This is a genomic window from Pseudomonas sp. Leaf129, assembly GCF_001423465.1.
GTDB lineage: Bacteria > Pseudomonadota > Gammaproteobacteria > Pseudomonadales > Pseudomonadaceae > Aquipseudomonas > Aquipseudomonas coleopterorum.
The window spans coordinates 759694-784300 of sequence record NZ_LMOC01000001.1; the positions used below are offsets into that span (position 1 = coordinate 759694).

25 protein-coding genes and 1 tRNA gene are annotated in these 24607 nt (G+C 62.0%); 15 read left to right on the forward strand and 11 right to left on the reverse strand.

All coding sequences use genetic code 11. The features are described 5' to 3' along the window. The first annotated feature begins 1 nt into the window (after position 1). Positions 2 to 2035, forward strand: a complete 2034-nt coding sequence (locus tag ASF66_RS03355; RefSeq protein WP_056842723.1) for a mechanosensitive ion channel family protein — start codon at positions 2 to 4, stop codon at positions 2033 to 2035. A 63-nt stretch (positions 2036 to 2098) separates the two neighbouring features. Here ASF66_RS03355 and ASF66_RS03360 read toward each other — a convergent pair whose 3' ends face one another. Genes ASF66_RS03360 through ASF66_RS03375 form a run of 4 tightly spaced genes read right to left on the reverse strand, consistent with a single transcriptional unit; the run spans position 2099 to position 5811 of the window. Continuing rightward, positions 2099 to 3100, reverse strand: coding sequence for an ABC transporter substrate-binding protein (locus ASF66_RS03360; protein WP_049859575.1), 1002 nt, complete (start codon positions 3098 to 3100; stop codon positions 2099 to 2101). Positions 3101 to 3129: 29 nt separating this feature from the next. After that, the gene (locus ASF66_RS03365) at positions 3130 to 3996 is read right to left on the reverse strand and encodes an ABC transporter permease (RefSeq protein ID WP_049859574.1); all 867 of its coding nucleotides are present in this window, start codon (positions 3994 to 3996) and stop codon (positions 3130 to 3132) included. 38 nt (positions 3997 to 4034) lie between these two features. Further along, entirely contained in the window at positions 4035 to 4916 is an 882-nt protein-coding gene (locus ASF66_RS03370; protein ID WP_049859573.1) for an ABC transporter ATP-binding protein, read from the reverse strand. Positions 4917 to 4929: 13 nt separating this feature from the next. Beyond that, positions 4930 to 5811, reverse strand: coding sequence for a TauD/TfdA dioxygenase family protein (locus ASF66_RS03375; RefSeq protein WP_056842724.1), 882 nt, complete (start codon positions 5809 to 5811; stop codon positions 4930 to 4932). Between the two features lie 279 nt (positions 5812 to 6090). Here ASF66_RS03375 and ASF66_RS03380 point away from each other — a divergent pair, with 279 nt between their 5' ends. Further along, on the forward strand, positions 6091 to 6333 hold the full coding sequence (locus tag ASF66_RS03380) for a DUF1654 domain-containing protein (RefSeq protein ID WP_049859571.1): 243 nt from the start codon (positions 6091 to 6093) through the stop codon (positions 6331 to 6333). A 4-nt stretch (positions 6334 to 6337) separates the two neighbouring features. Continuing rightward, positions 6338 to 7027 (forward strand): endonuclease, encoded by a 690-nt coding sequence (locus ASF66_RS03385; protein ID WP_056842725.1) that lies wholly within the window; start codon positions 6338 to 6340, stop codon positions 7025 to 7027. A gap of 28 nt (positions 7028 to 7055) precedes the next feature. Here the strand turns inward: ASF66_RS03385 and ASF66_RS03390 are convergent, their stop codons facing one another. After that, positions 7056 to 7628 (reverse strand): SPOR domain-containing protein, encoded by a 573-nt coding sequence (locus ASF66_RS03390; protein WP_056842726.1) that lies wholly within the window; start codon positions 7626 to 7628, stop codon positions 7056 to 7058. A gap of 141 nt (positions 7629 to 7769) precedes the next feature. Here ASF66_RS03390 and ASF66_RS03395 point away from each other — a divergent pair, with 141 nt between their 5' ends. Next, on the forward strand, positions 7770 to 8066 hold the full coding sequence (locus tag ASF66_RS03395) for a DUF6388 family protein (protein ID WP_056842727.1): 297 nt from the start codon (positions 7770 to 7772) through the stop codon (positions 8064 to 8066). An 88-nt stretch (positions 8067 to 8154) separates the two neighbouring features. Beyond that, on the forward strand, positions 8155 to 8328 hold the full coding sequence (locus tag ASF66_RS22395; RefSeq protein WP_156463116.1) for a hypothetical protein: 174 nt from the start codon (positions 8155 to 8157) through the stop codon (positions 8326 to 8328). A 4-nt stretch (positions 8329 to 8332) separates the two neighbouring features. Here the strand turns inward: ASF66_RS22395 and ASF66_RS23030 are convergent, their stop codons facing one another. Then, positions 8333 to 8458, reverse strand: coding sequence for a hypothetical protein (locus ASF66_RS23030; RefSeq protein ID WP_269083336.1), 126 nt, complete (start codon positions 8456 to 8458; stop codon positions 8333 to 8335). A 168-nt stretch (positions 8459 to 8626) separates the two neighbouring features. Here ASF66_RS23030 and ASF66_RS03400 point away from each other — a divergent pair, with 168 nt between their 5' ends. Next, positions 8627 to 8860 carry a DUF6555 family protein gene (locus ASF66_RS03400; RefSeq protein ID WP_056842728.1) on the forward strand — a complete coding sequence of 78 codons (234 nt, stop codon included), beginning with the start codon at positions 8627 to 8629 and terminating at the stop codon, positions 8858 to 8860. A gap of 62 nt (positions 8861 to 8922) precedes the next feature. Continuing rightward, complete coding sequence (locus ASF66_RS22400; protein WP_156463117.1) at positions 8923 to 9129, forward strand: hypothetical protein; 207 nt, start codon at positions 8923 to 8925, stop codon at positions 9127 to 9129. Positions 9130 to 9192: 63 nt separating this feature from the next. Here ASF66_RS22400 and ASF66_RS03405 read toward each other — a convergent pair. Then, a tRNA-Val gene (locus tag ASF66_RS03405) sits at positions 9193 to 9269 on the reverse strand. Between the two features lie 172 nt (positions 9270 to 9441). Between ASF66_RS03405 and ASF66_RS03410 the strand changes: the two genes are divergently transcribed. Next, complete coding sequence (locus ASF66_RS03410; RefSeq protein ID WP_056842729.1) at positions 9442 to 10725, forward strand: NAD(P)/FAD-dependent oxidoreductase; 1284 nt, start codon at positions 9442 to 9444, stop codon at positions 10723 to 10725. A 253-nt stretch (positions 10726 to 10978) separates the two neighbouring features. Here the strand turns inward: ASF66_RS03410 and ASF66_RS03415 are convergent, their stop codons facing one another. Continuing rightward, on the reverse strand, positions 10979 to 11650 hold the full coding sequence (locus ASF66_RS03415; protein WP_056842730.1) for a hypothetical protein: 672 nt from the start codon (positions 11648 to 11650) through the stop codon (positions 10979 to 10981). Between the two features lie 199 nt (positions 11651 to 11849). On the opposite strand from ASF66_RS03415, the gene ASF66_RS03420 reads away from it, so the two are divergent. Further along, positions 11850 to 12044: a hypothetical protein gene (locus ASF66_RS03420; RefSeq protein ID WP_442962737.1), complete on the forward strand. Its 195-nt coding sequence runs from the start codon at positions 11850 to 11852 to the stop codon at positions 12042 to 12044. 69 nt (positions 12045 to 12113) lie between these two features. Here the strand turns inward: ASF66_RS03420 and ASF66_RS03425 are convergent, their stop codons facing one another. Then, positions 12114 to 12869, reverse strand: coding sequence for a TerC family protein (locus tag ASF66_RS03425; RefSeq protein WP_049859564.1), 756 nt, complete (start codon positions 12867 to 12869; stop codon positions 12114 to 12116). A gap of 181 nt (positions 12870 to 13050) precedes the next feature. Here ASF66_RS03425 and nhaR point away from each other — a divergent pair, with 181 nt between their 5' ends. From nhaR to ASF66_RS03440, 3 genes are all read left to right on the forward strand, one after another. After that, a complete protein-coding gene (nhaR, locus tag ASF66_RS03430; protein WP_056842732.1) occupies positions 13051 to 13953 on the forward strand; it encodes a transcriptional activator NhaR in 903 nt (300 codons plus the stop codon). 68 nt (positions 13954 to 14021) lie between these two features. Beyond that, positions 14022 to 15263 carry a cytosine deaminase gene (gene codA, locus ASF66_RS03435; protein ID WP_056842733.1) on the forward strand — a complete coding sequence of 414 codons (1242 nt, stop codon included), beginning with the start codon at positions 14022 to 14024 and terminating at the stop codon, positions 15261 to 15263. 204 nt (positions 15264 to 15467) lie between these two features. Continuing rightward, on the forward strand, positions 15468 to 18140 hold the full coding sequence (locus ASF66_RS03440) for a two-partner secretion domain-containing protein (protein ID WP_156463118.1): 2673 nt from the start codon (positions 15468 to 15470) through the stop codon (positions 18138 to 18140). A 288-nt stretch (positions 18141 to 18428) separates the two neighbouring features. On the opposite strand, the gene ASF66_RS03445 is transcribed toward ASF66_RS03440, so the two are convergent. Next, the gene (locus ASF66_RS03445) at positions 18429 to 19136 is read right to left on the reverse strand and encodes a GntR family transcriptional regulator (protein WP_056842735.1); all 708 of its coding nucleotides are present in this window, start codon (positions 19134 to 19136) and stop codon (positions 18429 to 18431) included. A 154-nt stretch (positions 19137 to 19290) separates the two neighbouring features. Between ASF66_RS03445 and ASF66_RS03450 the strand changes: the two genes are divergently transcribed. The 3 genes from ASF66_RS03450 to hyi all read left to right on the forward strand — a co-directional run bounded on the left by ASF66_RS03450 (position 19291) and on the right by hyi (position 22759). Next, on the forward strand, positions 19291 to 20502 hold the full coding sequence (locus tag ASF66_RS03450) for a pyridoxal-phosphate-dependent aminotransferase family protein (protein ID WP_056842736.1): 1212 nt from the start codon (positions 19291 to 19293) through the stop codon (positions 20500 to 20502). A gap of 95 nt (positions 20503 to 20597) precedes the next feature. Beyond that, entirely contained in the window at positions 20598 to 21884 is a 1287-nt protein-coding gene (locus tag ASF66_RS03455) for an MFS transporter (protein ID WP_056842737.1), read from the forward strand. A gap of 92 nt (positions 21885 to 21976) precedes the next feature. After that, positions 21977 to 22759, forward strand: a complete 783-nt coding sequence (gene hyi, locus ASF66_RS03460) for a hydroxypyruvate isomerase (RefSeq protein WP_056842738.1) — start codon at positions 21977 to 21979, stop codon at positions 22757 to 22759. 9 nt (positions 22760 to 22768) lie between these two features. Here hyi and ASF66_RS03465 read toward each other — a convergent pair whose 3' ends face one another. After that, the gene (locus tag ASF66_RS03465; RefSeq protein ID WP_056842739.1) at positions 22769 to 24445 is read right to left on the reverse strand and encodes an NAD-dependent malic enzyme; all 1677 of its coding nucleotides are present in this window, start codon (positions 24443 to 24445) and stop codon (positions 22769 to 22771) included. Between the last annotated feature and the right edge of the window lie 162 nt (positions 24446 to 24607).

Genomic DNA, 24607 nt, shown 5'->3' on the forward strand with positions numbered 1-24607 from the left:
TGTGTTCAGTTCCCGCGCCAGATTCACCCTCTTCCTGCTGTCTGTGCTGCTGAGTTTCAGTCTGCAGGCCGCCGAGGCACCCGCAGCCGATGCACCCACCGAAGACCCCGCGCCGCTGGTGCAGGGAGGTCTGCTGGGCGCCCTGAGCAACGGCATCGACGATGTGCAGAAAAAGCTCGACTTGGACGAGCACGTGCTAGACACCTGGCGCTTGCGCACCGATCGCGCCGCCAGCGAGGTCGACACGCTGATCAATCGGCATTCACGCTCCGCGCTGGACCTGACGACCGATTTCATCCTGCTGTCGGTGTGCTGGATGGCCACGTTTCTGGCCGTGCATTTCCTTGGGCGCTTCATCGTCGCGCGCAGCGCACGCCGCCGATTCGTCCGGGAACGCCCCCGGCTGCACAACCTGCTGGGCTATATCCTGCCCTTTACCCTTGCGGCCCTCGTCGCGCTGCCGGTGACGCTGTACGCCAGTCATTTACTGGACATGTCCATCGCCCGCGCCATCGGCATGTCGCTGGCCTACGCTACCAGCAGCGGCATTTTCTCAACGTCGGTAATCATGTGCGTGATCACCCTGTTCGACAGCGGGCACAAGCGCGCTGCCGTCGGCGCCTTGCGACGCTATGCGCCACGGCCGCTGTTCATGATCGGCTTTCTTGCCGCGCTCAGCGATGCGCTGACCAGCCCGCAGATCGCCCGGCAACTGGGGACCAATTTCACTGCCAGCCTGGCGGTGGTCGCGGGTCTGTTCGCCACTCTCTCGTTCGCCGTATTGGTGGTACGCATGCGCAGGCCGGTGGCCCACCTGATCCGCAACCGGCCACTGCCGCAGCGTCTGCAGCATCGTGCGGTGCAGGAATCGCTGCGGCTGTTCTCATCCCTGTGGTACCTGCCTATCCTGCTGATGATCCTGGTGTCGGCGGTGCATCTGATCGGTGCGGGCGAGGAAAGCCAGAAAGCCTTGCAGAATGCGTTGCTGACCACGGTCCTGCTGATCGCCACGGTGTTTCTCAGCACGGTCATGCAGCACCTATTCAAGCCTCCTGCCACGGCCACGCCGCGTCTGCGTCCCTATAAAGAGCTGCTGCGCAGCCTGGGGCATGCGGTGGCACGCATCGCCATGGCCATCGCCTTCATCGAGCTGCTGGGGCGCATCTGGGGCGTGTCGATGCTGGAATTCGCCGCGCGCAACAGCATGGGCCGCGCCATTAGTGATTCGCTGAGCAGCATCGGCTTGATCCTGTTGGTCACCTGGCTGCTCTGGGTGGTGCTGGACACCGCCATCCAGGAGGCACTGAAGCCCTCGGTGGGCAAGCGCGCCACGCGTCAGCCGAGCACGCGGGTGTTGACCATCCTGCCGATGCTGCGCAACGCGATCAAAATCATCCTGCTGGTGATCTGCACCATCACCACCATGGCCAACCTGGGCATCAACGTCGCGCCGCTGCTGGCCGGTGCCGGGGTGGTCGGCCTGGCCATCGGCTTCGGCTCGCAACAGCTGGTGCAGGATGTCATCACCGGGCTGTTCATTCTCATCGAAGACACCATCGCCATCGGCGACTGGGTGGTGCTCGATTCCGGGCATGCGGGCACCGTGGAGAGCCTGACCATCCGCACCCTGCGCCTGCGCGACGGCAAGGGCTTCGTGCATTCGGTGCCGTTCGGCCAGATCAAGGCAGTGACCAACCAGTCCCGGCAGTTCGCCTATGCGTTCTTTTCGGTGCAGTTCACCTACGACAGCGACATCGATACAGCCCTGGATCTGATCAAGCAGGCGGGCCAATCGATCGTCGACGACGTGATGCTCAAGCACAACCTGCAGGGGCCGCTGCAGGTGTTCGGGGTGGACAAGATGGACCTCAACGGCATCGTGCTCACTGCACAGTTCCGCACGGTGTCCGGCGGGCAGTACGGTGTCGGGCGGGCGTTTAACGAGCGGCTGAAGAAGCTCGTCGACCAGCACGACAACGTGCGTTTCGCCCAGTACTACCCTGCCCTGGGCCTGCCCGCACCCGCCGCCGTCTGAAACGCAAGACGCCGACGCTCACAGGGCATGTGAGCGTCGGCGTCGATGCTTTCAAAGCAATGATCAGCTGCCGTCGCCGCCGTGCGCTTCTTCGAAGAAGTAGTCCTTCCAGCTCTGCGCCTTGTTCTTCAGCACGCCCAGCTCATGCAGGCGTTCGGCGTAGATGAAGGTGCGTTGCGGGACCACGGTGAAGTCGATCTCCGGGTCCTTCACGATCTTCTCGACGAACGCCTCGCTCAGGGTGGATTTCTCGACACGGATGTAGGTCTTGGCGGCGGCTACCTTGTCCGCTTTGACGATCTGCGCCGCTTCCACCAGCGCGTCATAGAACGCCTTGTAGGTCTTGGGGTTTTCGTCGTGGAATTTCTGCGTGGTGTACAACACGTTGAAGGTCGCCGGGCCACCGAGGATGTCGTAGCTGCTGAGCACCTTGTGCACCTTGGGGTTTTCCAGGGCCTGGTACTGGAACGGCGGGCTGGAGAAATGCGCGCTGATTTCCGAACCGCCAGCGATCAGTGCCGAGGTCGCATCCGGATGGGGAATGCTCACCGAAATGTTGTCGAACTTCTTGAATTCCTTGTCGCCGTACAGCTTGGCCGTTTCCAGCTGCAGGGTCCGCGACTGGAAGCCCACGCCAGCGGCGGGCACCGCGATGCGATCCTTGTCGGTGAAGTCTTTCAAGGTCTTCACGTCTGGATTGTTGCTGAGCAGGTAGTTGGGCATGGAGCCCAGCGACGCAATGGCCTTGACGTTCTGCCGGCCCTTGGTCCGATCCCACACGGTGAGCATCGGCGGCACTCCGGCCGAGACCACGTCCAACGCACCGGCGAGCAACGCCTCGTTCATTGCGGTGGCGCCGGAAATGCTGTTCCAGTCCACCTCGATGTCGATGCCCTGCTGCTTGCCGTGCTTCTCGATCAGGTGCTGGTCACGCACCACATCGAGAATGAGGTAGCCGATGCCGAACTGCTGGGCGATGCTGATCTTGCCTTCGGCGCTGGCCCCACCGGCCAGCAGTGCAGCGGCGAGGCCGCAGGCCAGGGAAAGCTTGTTTGCAAATACCATGTTGAATGCTCTGGACAGGGATTGAGGGATCAGCGCTGCATGCCCCAGCGCTTGATGGTCAGACGTTCGAAGGTGTTGAACAGCAGGTTTTCCACCAGCAGGCCGATCAGGATCACCGCGGCCAGGCCGGCGAACACCTTGTCGGTGTACAGCTCGTTGCGGTTCTGGAAGATGTACCAGCCCAGACCGCCCTTGCCGGACGACGCACCGAACACCAGTTCGGCGGCGATCAAGGTGCGCCAGGCGAACGCCCAGCCGATCTTGAGGCCCGCCAGGATCGACGGCAGCGCCGCCGGTATCAGGATGTACCAGACGAAGCGCAAGCCACGCAGCCCATAGTTGCGCCCGGCCATGCGCTGGGTTTCAGAAACGCCGAGGAAACCGGCGTAGGTGTTCAGGGCAAGCGCCCACAACACCGAATGCACCAGCACGAAGATCAGGCTGTTCTCGCCCAGGCCGAACCACAACAACGACAGCGGCAACAAGGCAATGGCCGGCAGCGGGTTGAACATGGCGGTCAGCGTGCTGAGCAGGTCGCGCCCAAGCTGGGTCGAGACCGCCAGGGTAGTCAAACCGAACGCCAGGACGATACCGATCAGGTAGCCCTTGATCAGCACGGTCAGCGAAATCCATACCTTGCTCAGCAGCTCACCACTGGCAATGCCATCGATGAAGGCGTTGGCGGTCTGCAGGAAACTGGGCAGCAGCAGATCATTGTTCTGCCAGCGGGCCGCCAGTTCCCAGATCACGGCCAGGGCGAGCAGGATCACACCCTTGCGCACCCACGCCTGTTGCCAGATACGCCGAGGCAGGGAGATATCCCGAACGAGTTCGGATTGAGTGAACGGCTCAAGAGTAACTTCGTACTCTTGACGCACGGGTGGGGAAAGGCTCATGGATGTGCTCCGAATGCGGCGAGGTCAGTGCAGCGATATCAATAGGCGATGCGCAAATGCTGGAAATCCACCGGACGGTCCATCACCGGCTCCTCACCTTCATCGAACAGCAGCCGGTGAATGCGCTGGGCACTGGCCTGGAAGTCCACGCCGCCCAGGCTGCCCAGGTCGAACTGGTGGCTGTTGATCTCGGCCCGCACCCGGCCCGGATGAGGCGACAGCAGCAGAATGCGATTGCCCACCACCAAGGCTTCCTCGATGGAGTGGGTGACGAACAGCAAGGTGAAGCGCACTTCCTGCCACAGCTCCAGCAGCTCTTCCTGCATCTTGCGTCGCGTCAGCGCATCGAGTGCGGCGAACGGCTCGTCCATGAGCAGGATCTTCGGCTGCATGGCCAACGCCCGGGCGATCGCCACCCGCGCCTTCATGCCGCCGGAAAGGGTGTGCGGGTAGGCATCGGCAAAGGCACTCAGGCCGACCTTTTCCAGGTAGTAGCGGGCCCGCTCGTTGGCCTCGGCACGCTTGAGCGTCCGCGACGCCAATAGCGGAAACATCACGTTCTCGATCACGGTTTTCCAGGCCGGCAGCTGGTCGAACTCCTGAAACACCACGATCCGGTCGGGGCCCGGCTCTTCGATCCGCTCACCCGCGAGGCGGATCTGACCTTCACTGGGCTTGATGAAACCGGCCACGGCCTTGAGCAAGGTGGATTTGCCGCACCCGGACGGGCCCAGCAAGACGAAGCGATCGGCCCGATCGACTTCGAAGCTGACCTGGTGAGTCGCACGCACCACCCGCTCGGAGGTGCGGTACTCGAGGCTAACGTTTTCAACCTGCAACAGGGTTTCGGGAGTCGCCCGTTGTCCGGTTGCCGAATCGGTTCCAGCGCTGGCCGTGTGGCCTGGCAGTGCAGCGTTCATGCAAGACTCCCTATCAAAACGGCGCATCGCCCTGGATGGTGGTGCGGTACAGCTTGCGCCGCAGGTGGTCCGGGCAGCCGGCCGCGAGGTGAATCAACGAGCGGTTGTCCCAGAAGACCATGTCGTGGGCTTGCCATTGATGCCGATAGACGTTGTCTTCGCGCACGCTGTGGGCATAGAGCTGCTGCAGCAGATCACGGCTTTCGTCTTCCGGAAGGCCGACGATGTGGGTGGTGAACCCTTCACTGACGAACAGGGCCTTGCGGCCGTTTTCCGGATGGGTACGGACCACCGGATGGGTCACGGTCACCACTTGGGCCAGCTGCTCTGCCGTCAAGGTCGGCCGCCAGTTGGCCGCATTCTTGCCCTCGCTGTAGCGCGCGGTGTACGAGTGCACGGCCTGCTTGCCTTCGACCGCCTTGCGCAAGGCTGACGGAAGAGTGTCCCAGGCTCGATGCATGTCGGCGAACAAGGTGTCGCCGCCCTCGCTGGGCAACTCCTGCGCATGCAGCATCGAGCCCAGGCTCGGCAGCTCTTTGTACGACAGGTCCGAGTGCCAATACTTGCCCGCGTCACCCAGCCCTACCGGCTGGCCGTTCTCGACGATGTTGGAAACGATGAGAATCTCTGGATGCCCGGCCAGCAGAAACTGCTTGAGCACATGGATCTGCAGCACACCGAAACGGCGGCTGAAGTCGATTTGCTGCTGGGGCGTGATGCGCTGGTCGCAAAAGACCACGACGTGATGATCGAGGTGGGCACGGTGGATGCTGGCGAAATCCTGGTCGTTGAGCGGCAGGCGCAAATCCAGACCGATGATTTCGGCCCCGACATGGCCGGCCAACGGACGGATCTCGAATAACTGACGAGGAATTTCTGAAAGGGCGACGGCCATGTTGTGCTCCGACTCTGGCTATTGAGTACGAGTGAATGGCCGAACTGTAGAGGTATAAGAACGGAATTTTAAATATCGTTATCGCATAACCATATCTCCGTCGGGACTTTCAATTCGACGCGTCGTGTCGGATGTCTCTGATCGGACTGAGTTTTTTTCGTCGACGCGGAAGAAAAATCGCGAATCCGCTGTCAGAAACCCGCTATTTACCCCGGGCTATTGCGAAACGTCTTACAGTCAAATACTGTACGCACGTACAGCCCATCAAGGAAACGCGTCGTGACCACTGCCACCCCCGCCGCGCCGAGCGCCTATGAACGTCTAGGCGTGCGCATCCAGAAGATCATCAACTCACCCACCGCGCAGAAATCCCGTGCGGCTCTCATCTTTCGGCTCGAACACGAGAGCGAAGATGACTGGGCGCAAATGCTCGAGGAAATCGCCGAGAACGACAACGTCACCCTTGCCCACCGCGACGACGGTGGCGTGCAGATTTTCTGGGTTGTACCGAAGGAAGATTGATTCAATGATGGTTCGCAGTCTGTTCGTCAGTTTGATGCTGTTCAGTTTCACCGCCCACGCCGATGCCCCGCGTACCTTCAGCGAAGCCAAGAAGATCGCCTGGAAGCTGTACGCACCACAATCCACGGAGTTCTATTGCGGCTGCAAGTACAGTGGCAACCGCGTGGACCTTGCCGCCTGCGGTTATGTCCCGCGCAAGAATGCCAACCGCGCCGCGCGTATCGAATGGGAACACATCGTGCCCGCCTGGCAGATCGGCCATCAGCGCCAATGCTGGCAGAACGGTGGGCGCAAGAACTGCACCCGCAACGACAAGGTCTACCAGACCGCCGAGGCCGATTTGCACAACCTGGTGCCGAGCATTGGCGAAGTGAACGGCGACCGGAACAATTTCAGCTTCGGCTGGCTGCCCGAACAGCGCGGGCAATACGGTTCGTGCCTGACCCAGGTCGACTTCAAGGCGAAAAAGGTCATGCCTCGACCGTCGATCCGCGGCATGATCGCGCGCACCTATCTGTACATGAGCAAGCAGTACGGGCTGCGTCTTTCACGCCAGGACACCCAGCTGTACCAGGCGTGGGACAAGACCTATCCGGTGCAGGTCTGGGAGCGTCAGCGCAACCAGCAGGTGGCCTGTGTGATGGGGCATGGCAATGCGTTCGTCGGACCGGTGGACCTCAAGGCCTGCGGCTGACACCGGGGCCCTGAAGTGCACCCTCGCTTCAGGGCGTGTCCGCCTTGCTGAACGGCATCACCACGGACTCGATTCCGCGCGAACCCATCAGACGTGCCCGCTCCTTTTCAGCTTCGGCTTTGCTGTCGAATGGCCCCAGATAGACGATGGTTTCGCCGTCATGCTGGACGAAGCTGGCGACGAAGCCATTTTCCACCAGCCGGGCGGCCATGTCGGTCACCGAGCCCATGTTGCGGCCTGAAACGATACGCACTTCCCATTGCTGCCCCTGCTGCTCGGCGACATCCACTGGCGGCAACAGCTCCTCGGCACTGCCGCACACCTCGCGCACGCGCGGATCGTTGCCGTCATTGTCGATGACGACCTCGAACTGGTCGCCATGGGGAATCGCCGCGTAGCTGCGGTAAGGTCCGTAGACGCCTTGGGCGTCCTTGCCCTTCACCTGGCCACAGTAGTTGCCCTGGTCGGTGGTGCGCACATTGGTGAAACGCGCCGTCTTGGGGTTCTCCAGCAACTGCGAGACCGCCTCGTGGGCTTTTTCGAACGCCGTGCCGCATCCGGCCAACGTCAGCACTGCCATCACCATCATCAACTTGCGCACGCGTCTACCTCCAGAATTCGAGGCGCGGATTTTATCACCATCCGCCCTCCCCGCGCCCGCCCACCCGTTGACCGTCGCTGACGGGCCGGCGGCGCCATGGCATCATGTCTCTTTATTTCCAACAATCAGCAGGGCCTAGACATGATTGCCAAAGAAGACCGCAACCAAGCCGCATTGGCGATATTTCTCGATGCACATCCCCAATTGCGTGAAGAGATTCAGGTGCTGAACGCCCGCGAGCAGGCAGAACAGGTGCAGTGGGCGTTCGAGGACGAAGCTCAGGCGCAGGGGCTGGAACCCTGGGAGCTGGCGCTGCAGTTGATTGCTGAAAGTCCGGAAGAACTCAAGGCCATGCGTCTGGAGGTGCATCAGGAAGTGGCCGATGCACTCGGCCTGAGCTGGGAGGATTACTGCGAATTCAACGAAGTCGAACCCTGACATGACCGACGGTCACGGATCGAACAGAACCTGCCGTGTCGCGCACGCCTCGAATGCATGAACCCACCGTCAACGTGCGAGGCATGCCATGAATACCGATATCGACCCAATCCCGCTGATCGGCCAGGCCGAGGCCGATCCGCTGGCAGATGACCTGACCAGCGATGGCGCCGCGCTCAACGATGCCGATGACGGCGAGCCCGAAGTGCTTCCGGACGATCCGGACATCGATGGCGCCGATGCCTCCACCCAGCCCAGCTGAACGCTTACCGACGATCCGGTAATTCGCCATGGCGGCTGTAGGTCAACCCTTCCAGGTCGATCACCATGGCGAACCAGCCGGCAGTGGCCAACAGCACTACCAGCGCCATGCATGCGATCCATCTGTTCATCATTCTCAAGCATCCTTGCCCAGCTCGAACCGCACTGCGTTCGACGTCCTGTCCATCGTCTCCATCGCCTTCCCGATAACCCGGTCTGATCGATAGTAGTTTTTTGCCATCATGACGGAACTGGCCAATGGCCTGCATGTCTGATGCCCGGTAAAGCGGGAGCATTATATGACAAGCCGGTTCACGGATTACGAGATTCGCTATGTACTCAACGGTGAGTCCCGGCGCTTTCAACAGCGAGACACGCACATGAGCGACGCCGATGCCTGGTATTACGCGGCCTTGCACTCGGGAATCGGGCTGGTCTATGGCGGCACCAATGCGGGGGAACACGCCGAGCAGCTGCGCCGCCACGTCGAACGTCGAGGACTGCGCGATGTGCAATGGCGGCCGTTGAATTGAATCCGCGACATGCAGGGCCGCGCATTGGTAGGCTGCCGTAACACTGCAAGAAGGTGGCCGCGATGTTCCAGCATGATCTATTGGCGTTGCACCTGATGCGCCTTCACCAGCATCAGCAGGCGTACACCGGCGCCCTGGCCGATGTCCGGCGCTGCCTGGATCGACCAGAAACAAACGCGGAGCTTGACGACTTGCTCGCCGAGATTGAAATGCGCGGCGCTCAACTCGAAGCCTTGGTGGAACGCCTCCGGCAACTTTCCAATCGTTGAGCACAAAAAAGGGCGACCCTTTCGGATCGCCCTTTCATACCGCCCAGCAGAGCGGATTTTGTTTGGTAGGCGCGATTGGACTCGAACCAACGACCCCCACCATGTCAAGGTGGTGCTCTAACCAACTGAGCTACGTGCCTGCTGTGAGGCGGCATTCTACGGAATCGACGCTGCCTGTCAACTCCTTTCTCACGCTAAGCCTATGAAATGCGGAATTATTTTCAGCTCCGGCGGATCCAGTGCGCTGGTGAGCGGCTGGCAACTGCGCTAGCATCCAGACACAGGCGAATTCCACCGAGCCGAGGTTGCCGGATGTCCAGCATGCAGTATCCACCGTCCTTCTATGCCGCTTCCGCCAACGCGGCGCCGCCCCGCCCTGCCCTTCAAGGTGAAGTCGAAGCGGATGTGTGCATCATCGGCGCGGGCTACACCGGATTGTCCAGTGCGCTGTTTCTGCTCGAGCGGGGTTTCAGCGTTTGCGTGCTGGAAGCGGCCAAGGTCGGTTTCGGCGCTTCGGGACGCAACGGCGGCCAGATCGTCAACAGTTACAGCCGGGATCTGGATGTGATCGAGCGCAGCGTCGGCGCGGACCAGGCGCGGTTGCTGGGCGACATGGCCTTCGAGGGTGCTCGGATCATCCGTGAACGGGTGACCCGCTACGGTATCAACTGCGATCTGAAGAATGGCGGTGTGTTCGCGGCGCTTACCGCCAAGCAGCTCAAGCACCTGGAGGCGCAGCAGCGTTTGTGGGAGCGCTACGGCCACACCCAGCTGGAACTGCTGGGCGAGAAGCGCATCCGCCAAGTCGTGGATTGCGAACAGTACGTAGGCGGTCTGCTCGATGTCAGTGGCGGTCATATCCATCCGCTGAACCTGGCCTTGGGCGAAGCGGCGGCAGTCGAGTCGCTGGGCGGCCGCATTCATGAGCAATCGCCCGCCATACGCATCGAGCGCGGCCCCAGCCCGGTGGTCCATACTGCTCGAGGCAAGGTGCGGGCCAAGTTCGTTATCGTCGCCGGCAACGCCTATCTGGGCGACCTGGTGCCGGAGCTGGCGGCCAAGTCCATGCCTTGCGGTACCCAGGTCATTGCAACCGAGCCCCTGGGCGAGGAGCTGGCGCGCAGTCTGCTGCCGCAGGACTACTGCGTGGAGGACTGCAACTACCTGCTCGACTACTATCGCCTGACAGCCGACAAGCGTCTGATCTTCGGCGGTGGCGTGGTGTATGGCGCGCGAGATCCGGCCAACATCGAGGCGATCATTCGGCCGAAGATGCTCAAGGCGTTCCCGCAGCTGGCGCAGGTGAAGATCGACTACGCCTGGACAGGCAACTTTCTGCTGACCTTGTCGCGCCTGCCGCAGATGGGTCGCCTGGGCGACAATATCTATTACTCCCAAGGCTGTAGCGGGCATGGTGTGACATACACCCATCTGGCGGGCAAGGTGCTCGCCGAGGCCCTGAGCGGCCAGGCCGAGCGCTTCGACGCGTTTGCCGACCTGCCCCATTACCCCTTCCCCGGCGGCCGCGCCCTGGGCGCACCCTTGACCCAGCTGGGCGCCTGGTATTACAGCCTGCGCGACCGCCTGGGGTTCTGACCCGGACGCGTTCATCCAGGCGCACCGCGAGTGCCGCCGACGCAGCTTGCGCAGCTGCTACAGGATTGCAGTTGATTCCCCTGTAGCAGCGGCGCGAGCCGCGTCGGGGTTCGACGCGTTCATCCAGGTACACCGCGAGTGCCGCCGACGCAGCGTCCGAACTCACCGGATTCCCTGTAGCAGCGGTGCGAGCCGCGTCCGGGTGCATGCGATCTTTCGGTATGACTGCCCAGACCTCCAACGCGGTATGTGGTTATGAGCCAATGGCCTTGCGAGCGCGGGCGGCGGCGGGTTCCTGGCCGGCTGCGGCGGTTTCGCGGGCGGCGTCGAGCCAGCGCTGGCGGTCGACCTGTGCCGGCAACTGGTTGGGCTGCTGAATCAGGATGGCCCAAGATCCTGCACTCTTCCACGCGGACGCAAAGCTGTCGAAATCCATCGGCAGACGCCGGCTCATCCCCGAGCGCAGCAGCACGTGCCGCTTGAACCGGTCGTAGCCCACCAGCAAGGCGTAGCGAGGTTGGGACCACAGGAACGAGCCTTCGCTGTAGCGCAGCAACACGGGATTGCCTGCGGCCACTTGAGCCAGCAGTGCGTTCAGCTGTGGATCGAGCGGATAGACCAACAAGCCATATTCACGGGCCACCTGGGTAATGTTCTGTTGCAGGCGATCCGTTTCGCCGGGCAGTTTCAACGCCGGGTCGAGCAGCCCGGGTGTAATGGTAATGCCTTGTTGCGAGAGCATGCTGGCCAGCACCATCGAACCGCTCTGGTTGGCGTTACCGCGATAGAACGGTACGCCGTTGAGCTCCACCCGGTCCGCCAGACCCGGCAATGCCGGTCCATTGTTGGTGGCACAGCCAGCCATGCCTGCCATCAGGCTGCTGGCCAACAGCAGCCTGAGCAGGACGTTCGATTTGCGCAACATCGTGTTCCTCGGGACGGGGCGGCGCACAACGTGCCGCGCGAACGGCCATCATAGGTTTCCCGCGGCCCGCGGTATAGCAGCCCGCTGATCCATTGCTTGGGAGCAAGATCGATTCACGCAAATGACCTTTCGTCAATAGGTTGAAACGCTCGCAAACCCTCAGGGTCATCTATTACGTGACCGAGAAGACGCGAAAGCAATGGAGGTAGTGATGAGCCTTGCAATGATAATCTTCAGCCTGATCGCCGGCTGGATGGCCGTGGCGGCTGCCATGCTCTGGGGCGTACTGCGCATCGCGCGTCGCCATCAGCACCACGAGCCCCAGGCCCGGCAACCAGTCAAGCCAAAAGCCGCTGTAACGCTGCGCCGCACCAGCACCCCGCAACACATCTGAATCAACCCGCACAAAGTACCAGGCGAAAAAAAAGGGGGCATCCATGCCCCCTCGCTTTGTCCACCTCGCTTACACCTCTCGATTGGCCGCCAGCTTGCGCTGCTTGGCCCTGCGCGACAGCATGTTCAAGCCTTCGATGGTGGCCGAGAACGCCATGGCTGCGTAGATGTAGCCCTTGGGTACGTGGGCACCGAAGCCTTCTGCAATCAGCGTCATGCCGATCATGATCAGGAAGCCCAGGGCCAGCATGACGACCGTAGGGTTGTCATTGATGAACTTGGCCAAAGGTTCGGCAGCCAGCAACATAACCACGACGGCGCTGACCACGGCGATGATCATGATCGGCAAGTGCTCGGTCATGCCCACAGCGGTGATGATGCTGTCGATGGAGAACACCAGGTCCAGCACCAGGATCTGACCGATCGCCGAAGCGAAGCTCAGGCTGACCTTGTCGCCGATCTTGGCTTCTTCCTGCTCGACAGGATCCACGGTGTGGTGGATTTCCTTGGTCGCTTTCCACAACAGGAACAGACCACCGGCGATCAGGATCACATCTTTCCACGAGAACCAGTGATCGAACACGGAAAACACCGGCTCGGTCAGTTGGACGATATAGGCCACGGTGCTCAACAGACCCAGGCGCAGGATCAACGCCATGCTGATACCGATACGACGGGCCTTGGCCTGTATTTCCTTGGGCAGCTTGTTGGTCAGGATGGAGATGAAGATCAGGTTGTCGATACCGAGCACGACTTCCATGATCACCAGGGTTATCAACGCCACCCAGGCGGTGGGGCTTGAAGCCAGTTCCAGTAGGTATTCCATGTATCGTTCCTGCCCTTATCACGGTTTGCTGAATGTCTGGAGAGGCTCGGCCGGTGCCGCGCACAGTAGCGAGCCCCAAATACTGGCTCTTTGCTAGCGAGGCATTCTAGAGAGATGGACAGTTCTGGAAAATTCGTATTTTTACCAGCTACACTTCGGTTTTTACGAAGTGGAGGTGCCCGTGCTCAACTATCGTCAGCTTCACTATTTCTGGGTTGTCGCGCGCACCGGAAGCATCGTGCGCGCCAGTGAGCAACTCAACCTCACCGCACAAACCATTAGCGGTCAGATCAGCCTGCTCGAAGAAACGTTCTGCGTGAAATTGTTTCGGCGTGTTGGCAGACATCTTGAGCTGACCGAGGCCGGTCGTCAGGCCCTGCCCTATGCCGAACGCATGTTCCAGATGGCCGGAGAACTGGAAGCGGTACTGCGCACTCAGCCCGATGAAGAGCAGATCCCCTTCCGTGTGGGCGTGGCCGACGTGGTGCCCAAGTCGATCGTCTACCGGCTGATCGCACCGACCATGGAACTGAGCGAACCCCTGCGCATCACCTGCCGCGAAGACAAACTGGAACGTTTGTTGGCCGACTTGGCCATCCAGCGCCTGGACATGGTCATCTCCGACAGCCCCATGCCATCGCACCTGGACATCAAGGGCTACAGCCAGAAGCTGGGCGAGTGCGGCATCAGTTTCTTCGCCACCGAGCAGTTGGCTGCTCGCCATGGTGAGGATTTCCCGCAATGCCTGCATGGGGCGCCACTGCTCATTCCCGGTCAGGAAAGCGTGTTGCGCAGCCGCCTGATGCGCTGGTTCGGCGACCAGGGCCTGCTGCCGCGAGTGGTCGGGGAATTCGACGACAGCGCCTTGATGCAGGCCTTCGGCCAATCCGGCAGCGGGATCTTCATTGCGCCCAGCGTCATTGCCGATGAAATCATGACGCAGTATCGCGTCCGCTTGATCGGGCAGACCGAAGCAGTCACCGAGTCGTTCTACGTGATTTCGGTGGAGCGCAAGGTCAAGCATCCTGGCATCGTGGCGATCACCGAGGGCGCGCGCCGGGAGTTGTTCACCCCGCCCGCCTGAAGGTTTTCCAAGCGCCGCAGACAAATATGGCAACATGGCCCCTTGGCACCCAGAGAGAAGGATTCCCCATGAAGATCATCAACGCCCGGTTGCGCAAGACCGATGGATTGCACACTGTCACCTGCGAGGGCGCCGTCATTGCCTCGATCCAGGCGCAAGGGGACACGGTGACAGCCCAAGGGGATGACATCGATGCGCAGGGAAATCTGCTGATCGCTCCATTGGTCGAGCCGCACATTCATCTGGACGCCACCCTCACCGCCGGTGATCCGCAGTGGAACATGAGCGGCACGCTGTTCGAAGGCATCGAGCGCTGGGGCCAGCGCAAAGCCAGCATCACCCACGAAGACACCAAGCAGCGCGCCTTGACTACCATCGGCATGCTCGCCGAGCACGGCATCCAGCATGTGCGCACGCACATCGACGTCACCGACCCTACCCTGGGCGCGCTCAAGGCCATGCTCGAAGTACGCGAGGAAGCGCGCCACCTGATCGATCTGCAGATCGTGGCCTTTCCTCAGGAAGGCATCGAATCCTACCCCGACGGCCGCGAACTGATGGAGCGCGCGGTGGCCATGGGCGCCGATGTGGTCGGCGGCATTCCGCACTTCGAAAACACCCAAGAGCAAGGCGTGAGCTCCATCGGTTTTCTCATGGATCTGGCCGAGCGCACCGGCTGCCTGGTGGACGTGCATTGCGACGAGACCGATGATCCGCATTCGCGGTTTCTCGAAGTGCTCGCCGAGCAGGCCCGGGTGCGCGGCATGGGTAGCCGCGTCACTGCCAGCCACACCACCGCGATGGGCTCCTATGACAACGCCTATTGCTCGAAACTGTTCCGCCTCCTCAAGCAGTCGGGCATCAGCTTCGTGTCGTGCCCGACCGAGAGCATTCACTTGCAGGGTCGCTTCGATACGTTTCCCAAGCGCCGCGGCGTGACCCGCGTGGCCGAGCTGGACCGGGCCGGCATGAACGTGTGCTTCGGTCAGGACTCCATCAAGGATCCCTGGTACCCGCTGGGCAACGGCAACATCCTGCGGGTGCTGGATGCCGGTCTGCACATTTGTCACATGATGGGTTTCGAGGACCTGCAACGTTCACTCGACCTGGTCACCGACAACAGCGCCCGCGCGCTGAACCTGGGCGAGCGCTACGGCATTGCCGTCGGACGTCCGGCGAATCTGGTGATTCTGGGTGCGGAGAATGACTACGAAGCGGTACGCCAGCAGGCCAAGGCGCGGGTATCGATTCGCGCTGGTCGGGTATTGATGAAGCGCATACCCGAGCGGGTCGAGTTCAGCCTCAGTTGACTGAGGACGCCATACCGTCTTGACCGCTATTGTTGCCTTGAAGACAGGTAAGACAGCCCTCTGAGATCGCGCCTGACAGATACGTCCTACACTACAAGAATCGTTCCTACACTCATTGCCATGCCTCACACCTCTCTAGAGTGGTCTGCGGCGGATTTGTCCATCCGCCCTGCCAACTCATAGCCCCCAGAGAGGAGCATCATCGTGCAACAAGCAGCTTTTTCTACCCAATCCTTCACTCGACACGGACTCGGGCTCGCCGTCTCGGCGGTCCTGCTGACTACCCTCGGCTCGGCCTCGGCCAGCGAGCTGATTGCAGCTGATGGCCCAATGGGCATGGCCATTCTCGGCAGCCAGGCCGGCGTACCGGTCGTCGATATCGTCGCGCCCAACACGCAAGGTCTTTCCCACAACCGCTGGCAGGACTACAACGTCGGCACAGCCGGTCTGGTACTGAACAACAGCCTGGCGGCTGGGCAAGTACAGCTCGACGGTGTCGCCCTGGATATTGGCGCCAATCGGCAGTTCGCTGACGTCGCCGCCAGCACCATCCTCAATGAGGTGGTGGGCACCCGCGGCTCCACCATTGCCGGCTCGCAGGTCATCTTCGGTCAGGCGGCGGACTACGTCTTGAGCAACCCCAACGGCATCGAGTTCAATGGCGCACGCATGACGCTGGACTCGGCCCACACGGCAACCTATGTGGTCGGAACGCCCGCGTTCAGCGATGGCGTGATCAGCCAGTACGATACACGTTCGCAGTCCCCCGCCGAACACCGCCTGGTGGTTGGCCAGAACGGCATGGATGTCGGGACCGGATCGGTGCGTCTGATCGCTCCTACCGTGCAGAAAACCGGAGCCATCACTGCGGGCGGCGACTTGACCTTGCTGCTGGGTAATCACCTGGTCGACGCACGTTCTCTGTCCACCGAAGCCGTTGCTCGGTCATCCGCGGCGGTGGATGCCAGCCTGCTGGGCGCCATGCACGCCAGGCGCATCAAGATCGTCAGCACCGACCAGGGTGTCGGCTTGAACATGGGCATCACGCGACTGCGCGGTGACAAAGGTATCGAGATCAGTTCGGCCGGGGCATTGTCCATCGGTTCCAGTGTGGTCAACCAAGGACAGTATGGGCAGGCGGCGATCGACGCCGGCGAACAGGACCTCGTGCTCTCATCTGGTGGTGACATGACACTCACGTCCTTGGCGATCGATGCACAGAACATTGACGCACGGTCCCGCGGGCTGCTGAAGCTGGATGCATTGAGCAACCAGACCGAAACGCAGCGCCAGGCCAGCGCCGATGAACATTGGTTCACCCTCGCAGCGGGTGAATCGGACGCACAGATCACCGAACGCAGCTTGACCCATATCGGTAACCGGTTGACCGCAACGCGCAACGTACGCCTGGACGGCCGCAGCGGTATCGAGATGGCAGCTACCCGCATCGACGGGCCGGAAAATGTCGGACTCTACACCGTTCGGGGCGGCGTGCAGCTCGGGGCCAAGATGGACCAGTCGTGGCGCACGGTGCGGGTGCCTTCCCTCGATGGCTCCGATGACAGCGCCTCCACCTACACTGAAACCGCTCAGGCTACGCACATTGAGGGTGGTACGGTCAGCTTGCCTACGGCCAGATTGCTGGGCGCCACGATCAAGGCGACCCACTCGATCGATATAGGCGGCGCGGGGGCTACCCACATCGGCAGTCTGGATTTCAAACGTACGCTCACCCAGGGAACCGGCGCCCGCCGGGTCAGCCCGAAGGACACGCTCGCCCACGAGGCGCTGCAGGAGCGCCGGTATCAGCGACCATCGCAGCTGCAGGCCCCCAACGCCAGCCTGTCGCTGCAGGGCACGGAAATCCGCATCGTCGGCAGTCAGCTTTCGGCGAAAGACGTTCGTTTGCAATTCGACGGCACCGTGGCCATCGAAGGTGGCAGCGAAGACGCTCGCATCGAAGGGGCAAGACCGGCAGCACAGCAGTTTCAGCGCAGTTTTGATCGTAGCGCGCAAAGCAACGTCGCCAGTTTCGTTCAGGCTACGGACACGCTGGTAATACGGGCACGCCGCTCGACCTTCCGCGAGGGTAGCGTATCGGTCAGCGGCTCACATCTGCTGGGCGACAAGGCTGTCATCGTCGATGCCGAGGACAATGTGTGGATCAGCAGCGCCGACGAAAAGCAGAGTTTCAACCTGAGCGGACCGCAGTGGGGACCGGTACCGGGTGAACTGCCGCAAACGGGTGCCTGGAGCCGCAAGGGCTTCCGGGAGTCTCAGGCACGCAGCACGCTCGGTGGCGCGGGTTCCCTGCACGTTTCTGCCGGTGGCATGCTCGACGTGGCCGGTTCGTACCTGGATGCCGGAGGGGATATCAAGTTGGCGGCCGCCGACATCCAGTTGACCGGTAGCCTGCCGCCGACCGGCCCGCGCAATGAAACCATATGGTTGGACAACGACCTGCCTGGGTACTATTTCGCGCCAGTTGCCGGTGGAACCGATGCGCGGGTGACCGACCGAATCAATAATGGCTTCGCGATGAAGGCCGGAGGCAGTATCGATATCACGGCGAAGCGCCTGGCTACCCATGCCGCTTCGGTGAATGCGGCAGGTCAATTGACCCTGTCGAGCGGTCTGGCGCTGTTCAAGGACACCCCAGTGGAAAACGCCGATGCGATTCGCAGCAACTACCATGGCTACGTGGCGCCGCGGCCGTCGAACTGGCAGAGCCTGGCAGGCCTGCCCTTGGCAGCGTTGGATGTAGCCGTGCCATCCAGCAATGGCACGACCCGCGAGTCGACATTCGTGGCCGGGGAAGTCAGCGCCGATACCGCTCAGCGCATCCAGGCGTTGAACATTCCCCTGACCCTGCGTTGACCGGTGTATCCGCCATCCGAGACCGCGTGGACCGCCGACGCGGCTCGCGCCGCTGCTACAGGAGCGCGGAGTGGCGGATATCGGGTGTGAATCACCGGGCGAGGAAGCCGAACCCAGGAGCGTATCGCGGATACCGGGCGTGGGCCCCCGGGCGAGGAAGCCGAACCCAAGAGCGTATCGCGGATATCGGGCGTGGGCCCCCGGGCCAAGACGCCGCATCTGCGCGTGGATCACGGCTCCTGTAGCAGCGGCGCGAGCCGCGTCCGGTGACACTGCGGTGGTTCTGGATCAAGAGCAGTCGCTGTTCTGTACCAGCAACATGATCGCGTCCCGCTTCTCCAGCAGGTGCTGGCGCAGGATGGCGCTCAGGCGCTTGCCATCGCGGGCCTGCAGGGCCTCGATCATCTGTTCGTGGTCATGCAAGGCGCGGTCCCACTTGGGCGCCTGCTGATTGGACAGGAATCGCAACGCCTGCAGGCGGCGGTTCACCGTGAGGTACATCTGACGCAGTGCGGAATTGCGCGAAGCCAAGCTGATCAGGTCATGGATCGCGCGATTGCGCTGGTAGTACCCGACCATATCCTGCTGGCTCTTGCTCACCACCATGGCGTTGTGCAGCGCCTTGATCTCGTCGAGCTCCGCGTCGGTCATGCGCTCGCACGCCAGCTCGCCGGCAAACGCCTCCAGGCCGCTCATCAACTCGAACGCTTCGCGAATTTCCAGCTCGCTCATGCGCGCCACACTCGCCCCTCGGTTTGGATTGATTTCGATCAAGCCCTCACCGGCCAGCACTTTCAGCGCCTCGCGCAGCGGCGTGCGGGAAATGCCCAGGGTTTCACACAACTCACGCTCGTTCAGCTTGGTCCCGGGCGGCAGCACGCCTTCCGTGATAAAGCCACGCAAGTGCTCTACCACGGTGTCGTGCAGGCGTTGACGTTCTACCCGTGGCAACTGCAACGCAGGCGCGGGCGCTGAAGCCATTGAAGAAGACTGCATGCAAACTCCTTGTATCGACAGGTCAACCAGCGCTCTTCTTATTCTTAAAAGCACGAATTCGACTCGATATTAGCGCAAACGAGCCGTTTGACACAGGGTGACCAACTGCTAATGTAATTTTGCATTCAAAATACAACAACAAAAGGATTACCCCATGCTCAAGCTCGATTTCCATCCTGCCGGCCGTCACTTCCTGCAGATCCCCGGGCCCAGCCCGGTGCCCGATCGCATCCTTCGTGCCATGAGCTACCCGACCATCGATCACCGCGGGCCCGAGTTCGGCCAGCTCGGCCTCAAGGTGCTCGCGGGCATCCAGCAGATCTTCAAGACCCGTCACCCAGTGATCATCTACCCCGCCTCCGGCACCGGCGCCTGGGAGGCCGCACTGTGCAATACGCTGAGCGCGGGTGATCAGGTGTTGATGTTCGAGACCGGTCATTTCGCCAGCCTCTGGCAGAAGATGGCCGTCAGCTTGGGGCTCGAGCCAGAGTTCATCGGCCTGCCAGGCATCGAAGGCTGGCGTGGTGGCGTACGCGCCGACATGATCCAGGCCCGCCTGGAACAGGACAGCGAGCACCAGATCAAGGCGGTGTGCGTGGTCCACAATGAAACCAGCACCGGCGTGACTTCCGATATTCCCGCCGTGCGCCAGGCCATCGATGCCGCCGGCCATCCGGCGCTGCTGCTCGTGGACACCATCTCCGGTCTGGCTTCGGCCGACTATCGCCACGACGAATGGGGCGTCGACGTGACCATTTCCGGCTCGCAGAAAGGTCTCATGCTGCCACCGGGCATCAGTTTCAACGCCCTATCGCCTAAAGCCATCGAAGCCAGCCAGCGCGGTGGATTGCCCCGCAGCTTCTGGGCCTGGGACGAAATCATCGAGATGAACAAGACCGGTTACTGGCCCTACACCCCTAACACCAACCTGCTCTATGGATTGTCCGAAGCGCTGGACATGATCCTCGGCGAGGGCCTGGACAATGTCTTCGCCCGGCACCAACGCCTCGCCCACGCCTGCCGCACCGCCGTGCAGGCCTGGGGCCTGCCCATTCAGTGCGCCGACACCAGCGTCTACAGTCCGGTGCTCACCGGGGTCATGACGCCTGAAGGCGTCGACGCAGACCAGGTGCGCAAGACCATCTATGAGCGCTTCGACATGTCCCTGGGTACCGGCCTGGGCAAACTCAAGGGGCGCATGTTCCGCATCGGCCACTTGGGCGACTGCAACGACCTGACCCTGATGGCAACCCTGAGCGGGTGCGAGATGGGCCTGCAGATGGCCGGGGTGAAGCTTGAGGCCAGCGGCGTACTGGCGGCAATGGATTATCTGGCCGGGCAACACGTGCCGCTGCGCCGCGAATGACATCAACGGCGCCGCCGCTCAGGCTGGCGCTCATGCGACTGACTATCCCGACTCAACGCCTGCGGGCGTAAACAATAAGAAACTGGAGATAGAACATGAAGCGGTTATATCTGCGCCCTACTACTGTGGTGCTCGTCATGCTGTGCGCCATGTATTTCATCACCTACCTGGACCGGGTCAACGTCAGCACCGCGGCGGTCGGTTTCGGCAAGGAATTCAACCTCAGCAAGACCGAAATCGGCATCGTCTTCTCGGCCTTCGCCTACCCGTATCTGGTGTTCCAGATCATCGGCGGCTGGGTCAGCGACCGTTTCGGCGCCAAGCGCACCCTGGTGGTGTGCGGGCTGATCTGGGCCAGCGCGACGGTGCTCACCGGCATGGCAGGCGGCTTCGTCTCGCTGCTGGTGGCGCGGGTCCTGCTGGGGTTGGGCGAAGGCGCGACCTTCCCTGCCGCCACTGCAGCGATGTCACGCTGGGTCGGCAAGGAGAACCGCGGTTTCGCCCAGGGCATCACCCACGCCTTCGCCCGCCTGGGCAATGCGTTGGCACCTGCAGCGATGGTCGCCGTGATGGCGGCGTATGGCTGGCGCGAATCGTTCTACGTCTGCGCCGGCATCAGTTTTGTCTGGGTGGTGCTGTGGGCACTGGTGTTCACCGAACAACCCAAGGATCACCCGCGCATGACCCAGGTGGAACTCGCCGCCCTGCCCCCGCCCAAGCCCAAGAACACCCGCAAGTTGCCCTGGGGACGGCTGTTCCGGCGCATGGCGCCGGTCACCATCGTCTACTTCTGCTACGGCTGGACCCTGTGGCTGCTGCTGAGCTGGGTGCCGATGTACTTCATGAACATGGGCCTGGACCTGAAGAACACCGCCATCTTCGCCTCCACCGTGTTCTTCGGCGGCGTGGTGGGCGATACCCTGGGCGGCATCGTCAGCGACCGCATCTACAAGCGCACCGGCAACCTCAACCGGGCCCGCAGCCTGATGGTCGCCATCTGCCTGTCCCTGACCCTGGTGGCACTGCTGCCGCTGATGTTCACCCATGACATGTACGTGTCCCTGGCCTGCCTTGCCATTGCGTTCTTCTTTTCCGAGATGACCATCGGCCCGATGTGGGCCATCCCCATGGACATCGCGCCGGACCACTGCGGCACCGCCAGCGGCATGATGAACACCGGCTCGGCCATGGCCGCGATCATCAGCCCGGTGGCCGCCGGACTGCTGATCGACAAGTTCGGCAATTGGCAGCTGCCGTTCATGGTCAGCATCGTGCTGTTGGCCATCGGTGTGGTGCTGTCGTTCCGCATGCGCCCGCAGAACCGGTTCGTCTACGACCTGCCGGCCAATCCCGTCACCACCGCCGTGGCGATGCCCAAATGACCCGCTGACGCCCTGGTAGGCGTAGGATGGCACGGATGTGCGCGGTGACACGCCAGGACGGTCACTGCGCTCCCTGACAGAAGGAGCCTGCCATGCCGCGCCTGTGTGCCAACCTTTCCATGCTGTTCACCGAACATGCCTTTCTCGACCGTTTCGCCCTCGCTGCACGGGCGGGCTTTCGCGGGGTGGAGTTCCTGTTTCCGTACGCATTCGACAGTACTGAGATCAAAGCGCGGTTGCAGCACCATGGCCTGACCCAGGTGCTGTTCAACCTGCCACCTGGCGACTGGGACAATGGCGAGCGCGGCATTGCCTGTTTGCCCGATCGCCGCGAGGAGTTTCGCGCTGGCGTGGCCACGGCCATCGAGTACGCCAAGGTGCTGGGCAATACCCGAATCAATTGTCTGGCCGGTATCGCGCCGTCAGGCAGCGATCCGCAACAGGTGCAGCAGACCCTGGTCGACAATCTGCGCTATGCCAGCGAGGCACTGGCGGCTCACGGTATTCGCTTGGTCATGGAAATGATCAACACCCGCGACATGCCAGGTTTCTATCTGAGTGGCACCCAGCAAGCGCTGGCGATTCGGGAACAGGTGGGCCACGAGAATCTGTTTCTGCAATACGACATCTATCACATGCAGGTGATGGAGGGAGATCTGGCGCGCACGCTGCAGGCGCACCTGCCTGCCATCGGCCACGTACAACTGGCGGACAACCCCGGCCGGCACGAACCGGGCACCGGGGAAATCAACTTTCGATTCCTGTTCCAGCACCTGGACCGGATCGGCTACCAGGGCTGGGTCGGTTGCGAGTACAAACCGTTGAGCGGCACCGAGGCCGGGTTGGGCTGGATGAAGAGCCACAACCTGGCCTGAGTCTGGCGGTTACAACGGCTGGCGTTCGTAGGCGCGGTATTCCGGCTTCCAGAAATGCACCTCGATCGCTTCGCGCAGTGCGGCTTCATCCATCGGCGCTGCCACACCATCCTTCTGTGCGGCCAGGCCTACGGCCAGGGCGATGCGCTTGCTGACCGACTGCACGTCGCGCAGCGGTGGCAGCATCTGCCCTGGCGCTGCGCTGTCGGCCAGCGCCTGGGCCGAAGCCATGAGCATGCCGTCGGTGATGCGCGTGGCCCGACTGGCAATGGCGCCCAACCCGACACCGGGGAAGATGTAGGAGTTGTTGCACTGGGCGATGGGAAATGTACGACCCAGCACCTCGATCGGCAGGAACGGACTGCCAGTGGCCACCAGTGCATTGCCCTCGGTCCACTGCAGGATGTCCTTGGGGTGGGCTTCGATCTGCGAGGTCGGGTTGGACAACGGCATGACGATCGGCTTGGAGCAATGCTGGTAAAGTGTCTTCACCACTTCTTCGGTGAACAGCCCGGCCTTGCCGGAGACGCCGATCAGCACGCTCGGCTTGGCGTTGCTGACCACTTCCAGCAGGGTTGGCCACTGTCCGGCGAACGACCAGGACGTCAGGCTCTCGCTGCCGTGGGCCAGGCGCTGCTGAAAGTCGTAGAGGTCGGGCTGGCGATCGGTCAGCAGCCCCTTGCTGTTGAGCAGATAGACCCGGCTGCGGGCCTCGCTGTCGCTCAAGCCTTCCAGCTGCATGGCGGTGATGATCTGCTCGGCGATGCCACAGCCAGCAGAGCCGGCGCCGACGAAGGCCACGGTCTGCTCGGAGAGTTTCTGGCCTTTGACCTTGCACGCGGCCAGCAAGGTGCCCACGGTGACCGCGGCGGTGCCTTGGATGTCATCGTTGAAGCAGCACAGCTGATCGCGAAAACGCTCCAGCAGGGGCATGGCATTGCTCAGGGCGAAATCCTCGAATTGCAGGATCGCCTCCGGCCAGCGGCGCTGCACGCCCTCGACAAAGGCCTGCACGAACGCTTCGTAGCGCTCGCCGCGCACACGTTCCTCGCGACGTCCGAAATACAGCGGATCGGCCAGCCGCTCGGGGTTGTTGGTGCCCACGTCCAGCACCACCGGCAAGGTATAGGCCGGGCTGATACCACCGCACGCGGTGTACAGCGACAGCTTGCCGATGGGGATGCCCATCCCGCCCACGCCCTGGTCGCCCAGACCAAGGATGCGCTCGCAGTCGCTGACGACGATGACCTTGACATTGTCCTTGGTCACGTTGTTGAGAATCTCGTCCATGCGTTCGACGTCGTCGATGCTGATGAACAAACCGCGATGGCTGCGGTAGATGCGTGAAAATTCCTGGCAGGCCTTGCCGACGGTCGGGGTATAGATAATCGGCAGCATCTCGTCGATGTGGTCATCGACCAGGCGGTAGAACAGGGTTTCGTTGGAATCCTGGATCGAGCGCAGCAGCACGTGGCGTTCCAGATCGGTCGAGCAGGCCTGGAACTGGTGATAGGCGCGCTCGCATTGCTGGTCGATGGTTTCGATCTGTTGCGGCAGCAGGCCTTGCAGATGCAGGACATCGCGTTCCTGAGCGGTGAAGGCAGTGCCCTTGTTGAGCAACGGCGTGGCAAGCAGTGCCGGGCCGGTGAACGGGACCTTTATAGGGCGTTTGGCGGAGCTGGTCATGCTGTTTCTCCCTTGCTTATTGTATTTTGCATTCAAAATAGACGCCTTTGCCAAAGGGTGCCATCGGTTTTAGCGCAATCGCCGCCCTGACGCCAGCCATACGCGCGCTTCCCTATCTTTTGCGCTAGCCGCGGGAAGGCCGGCACACCGCCGGGAATAAAG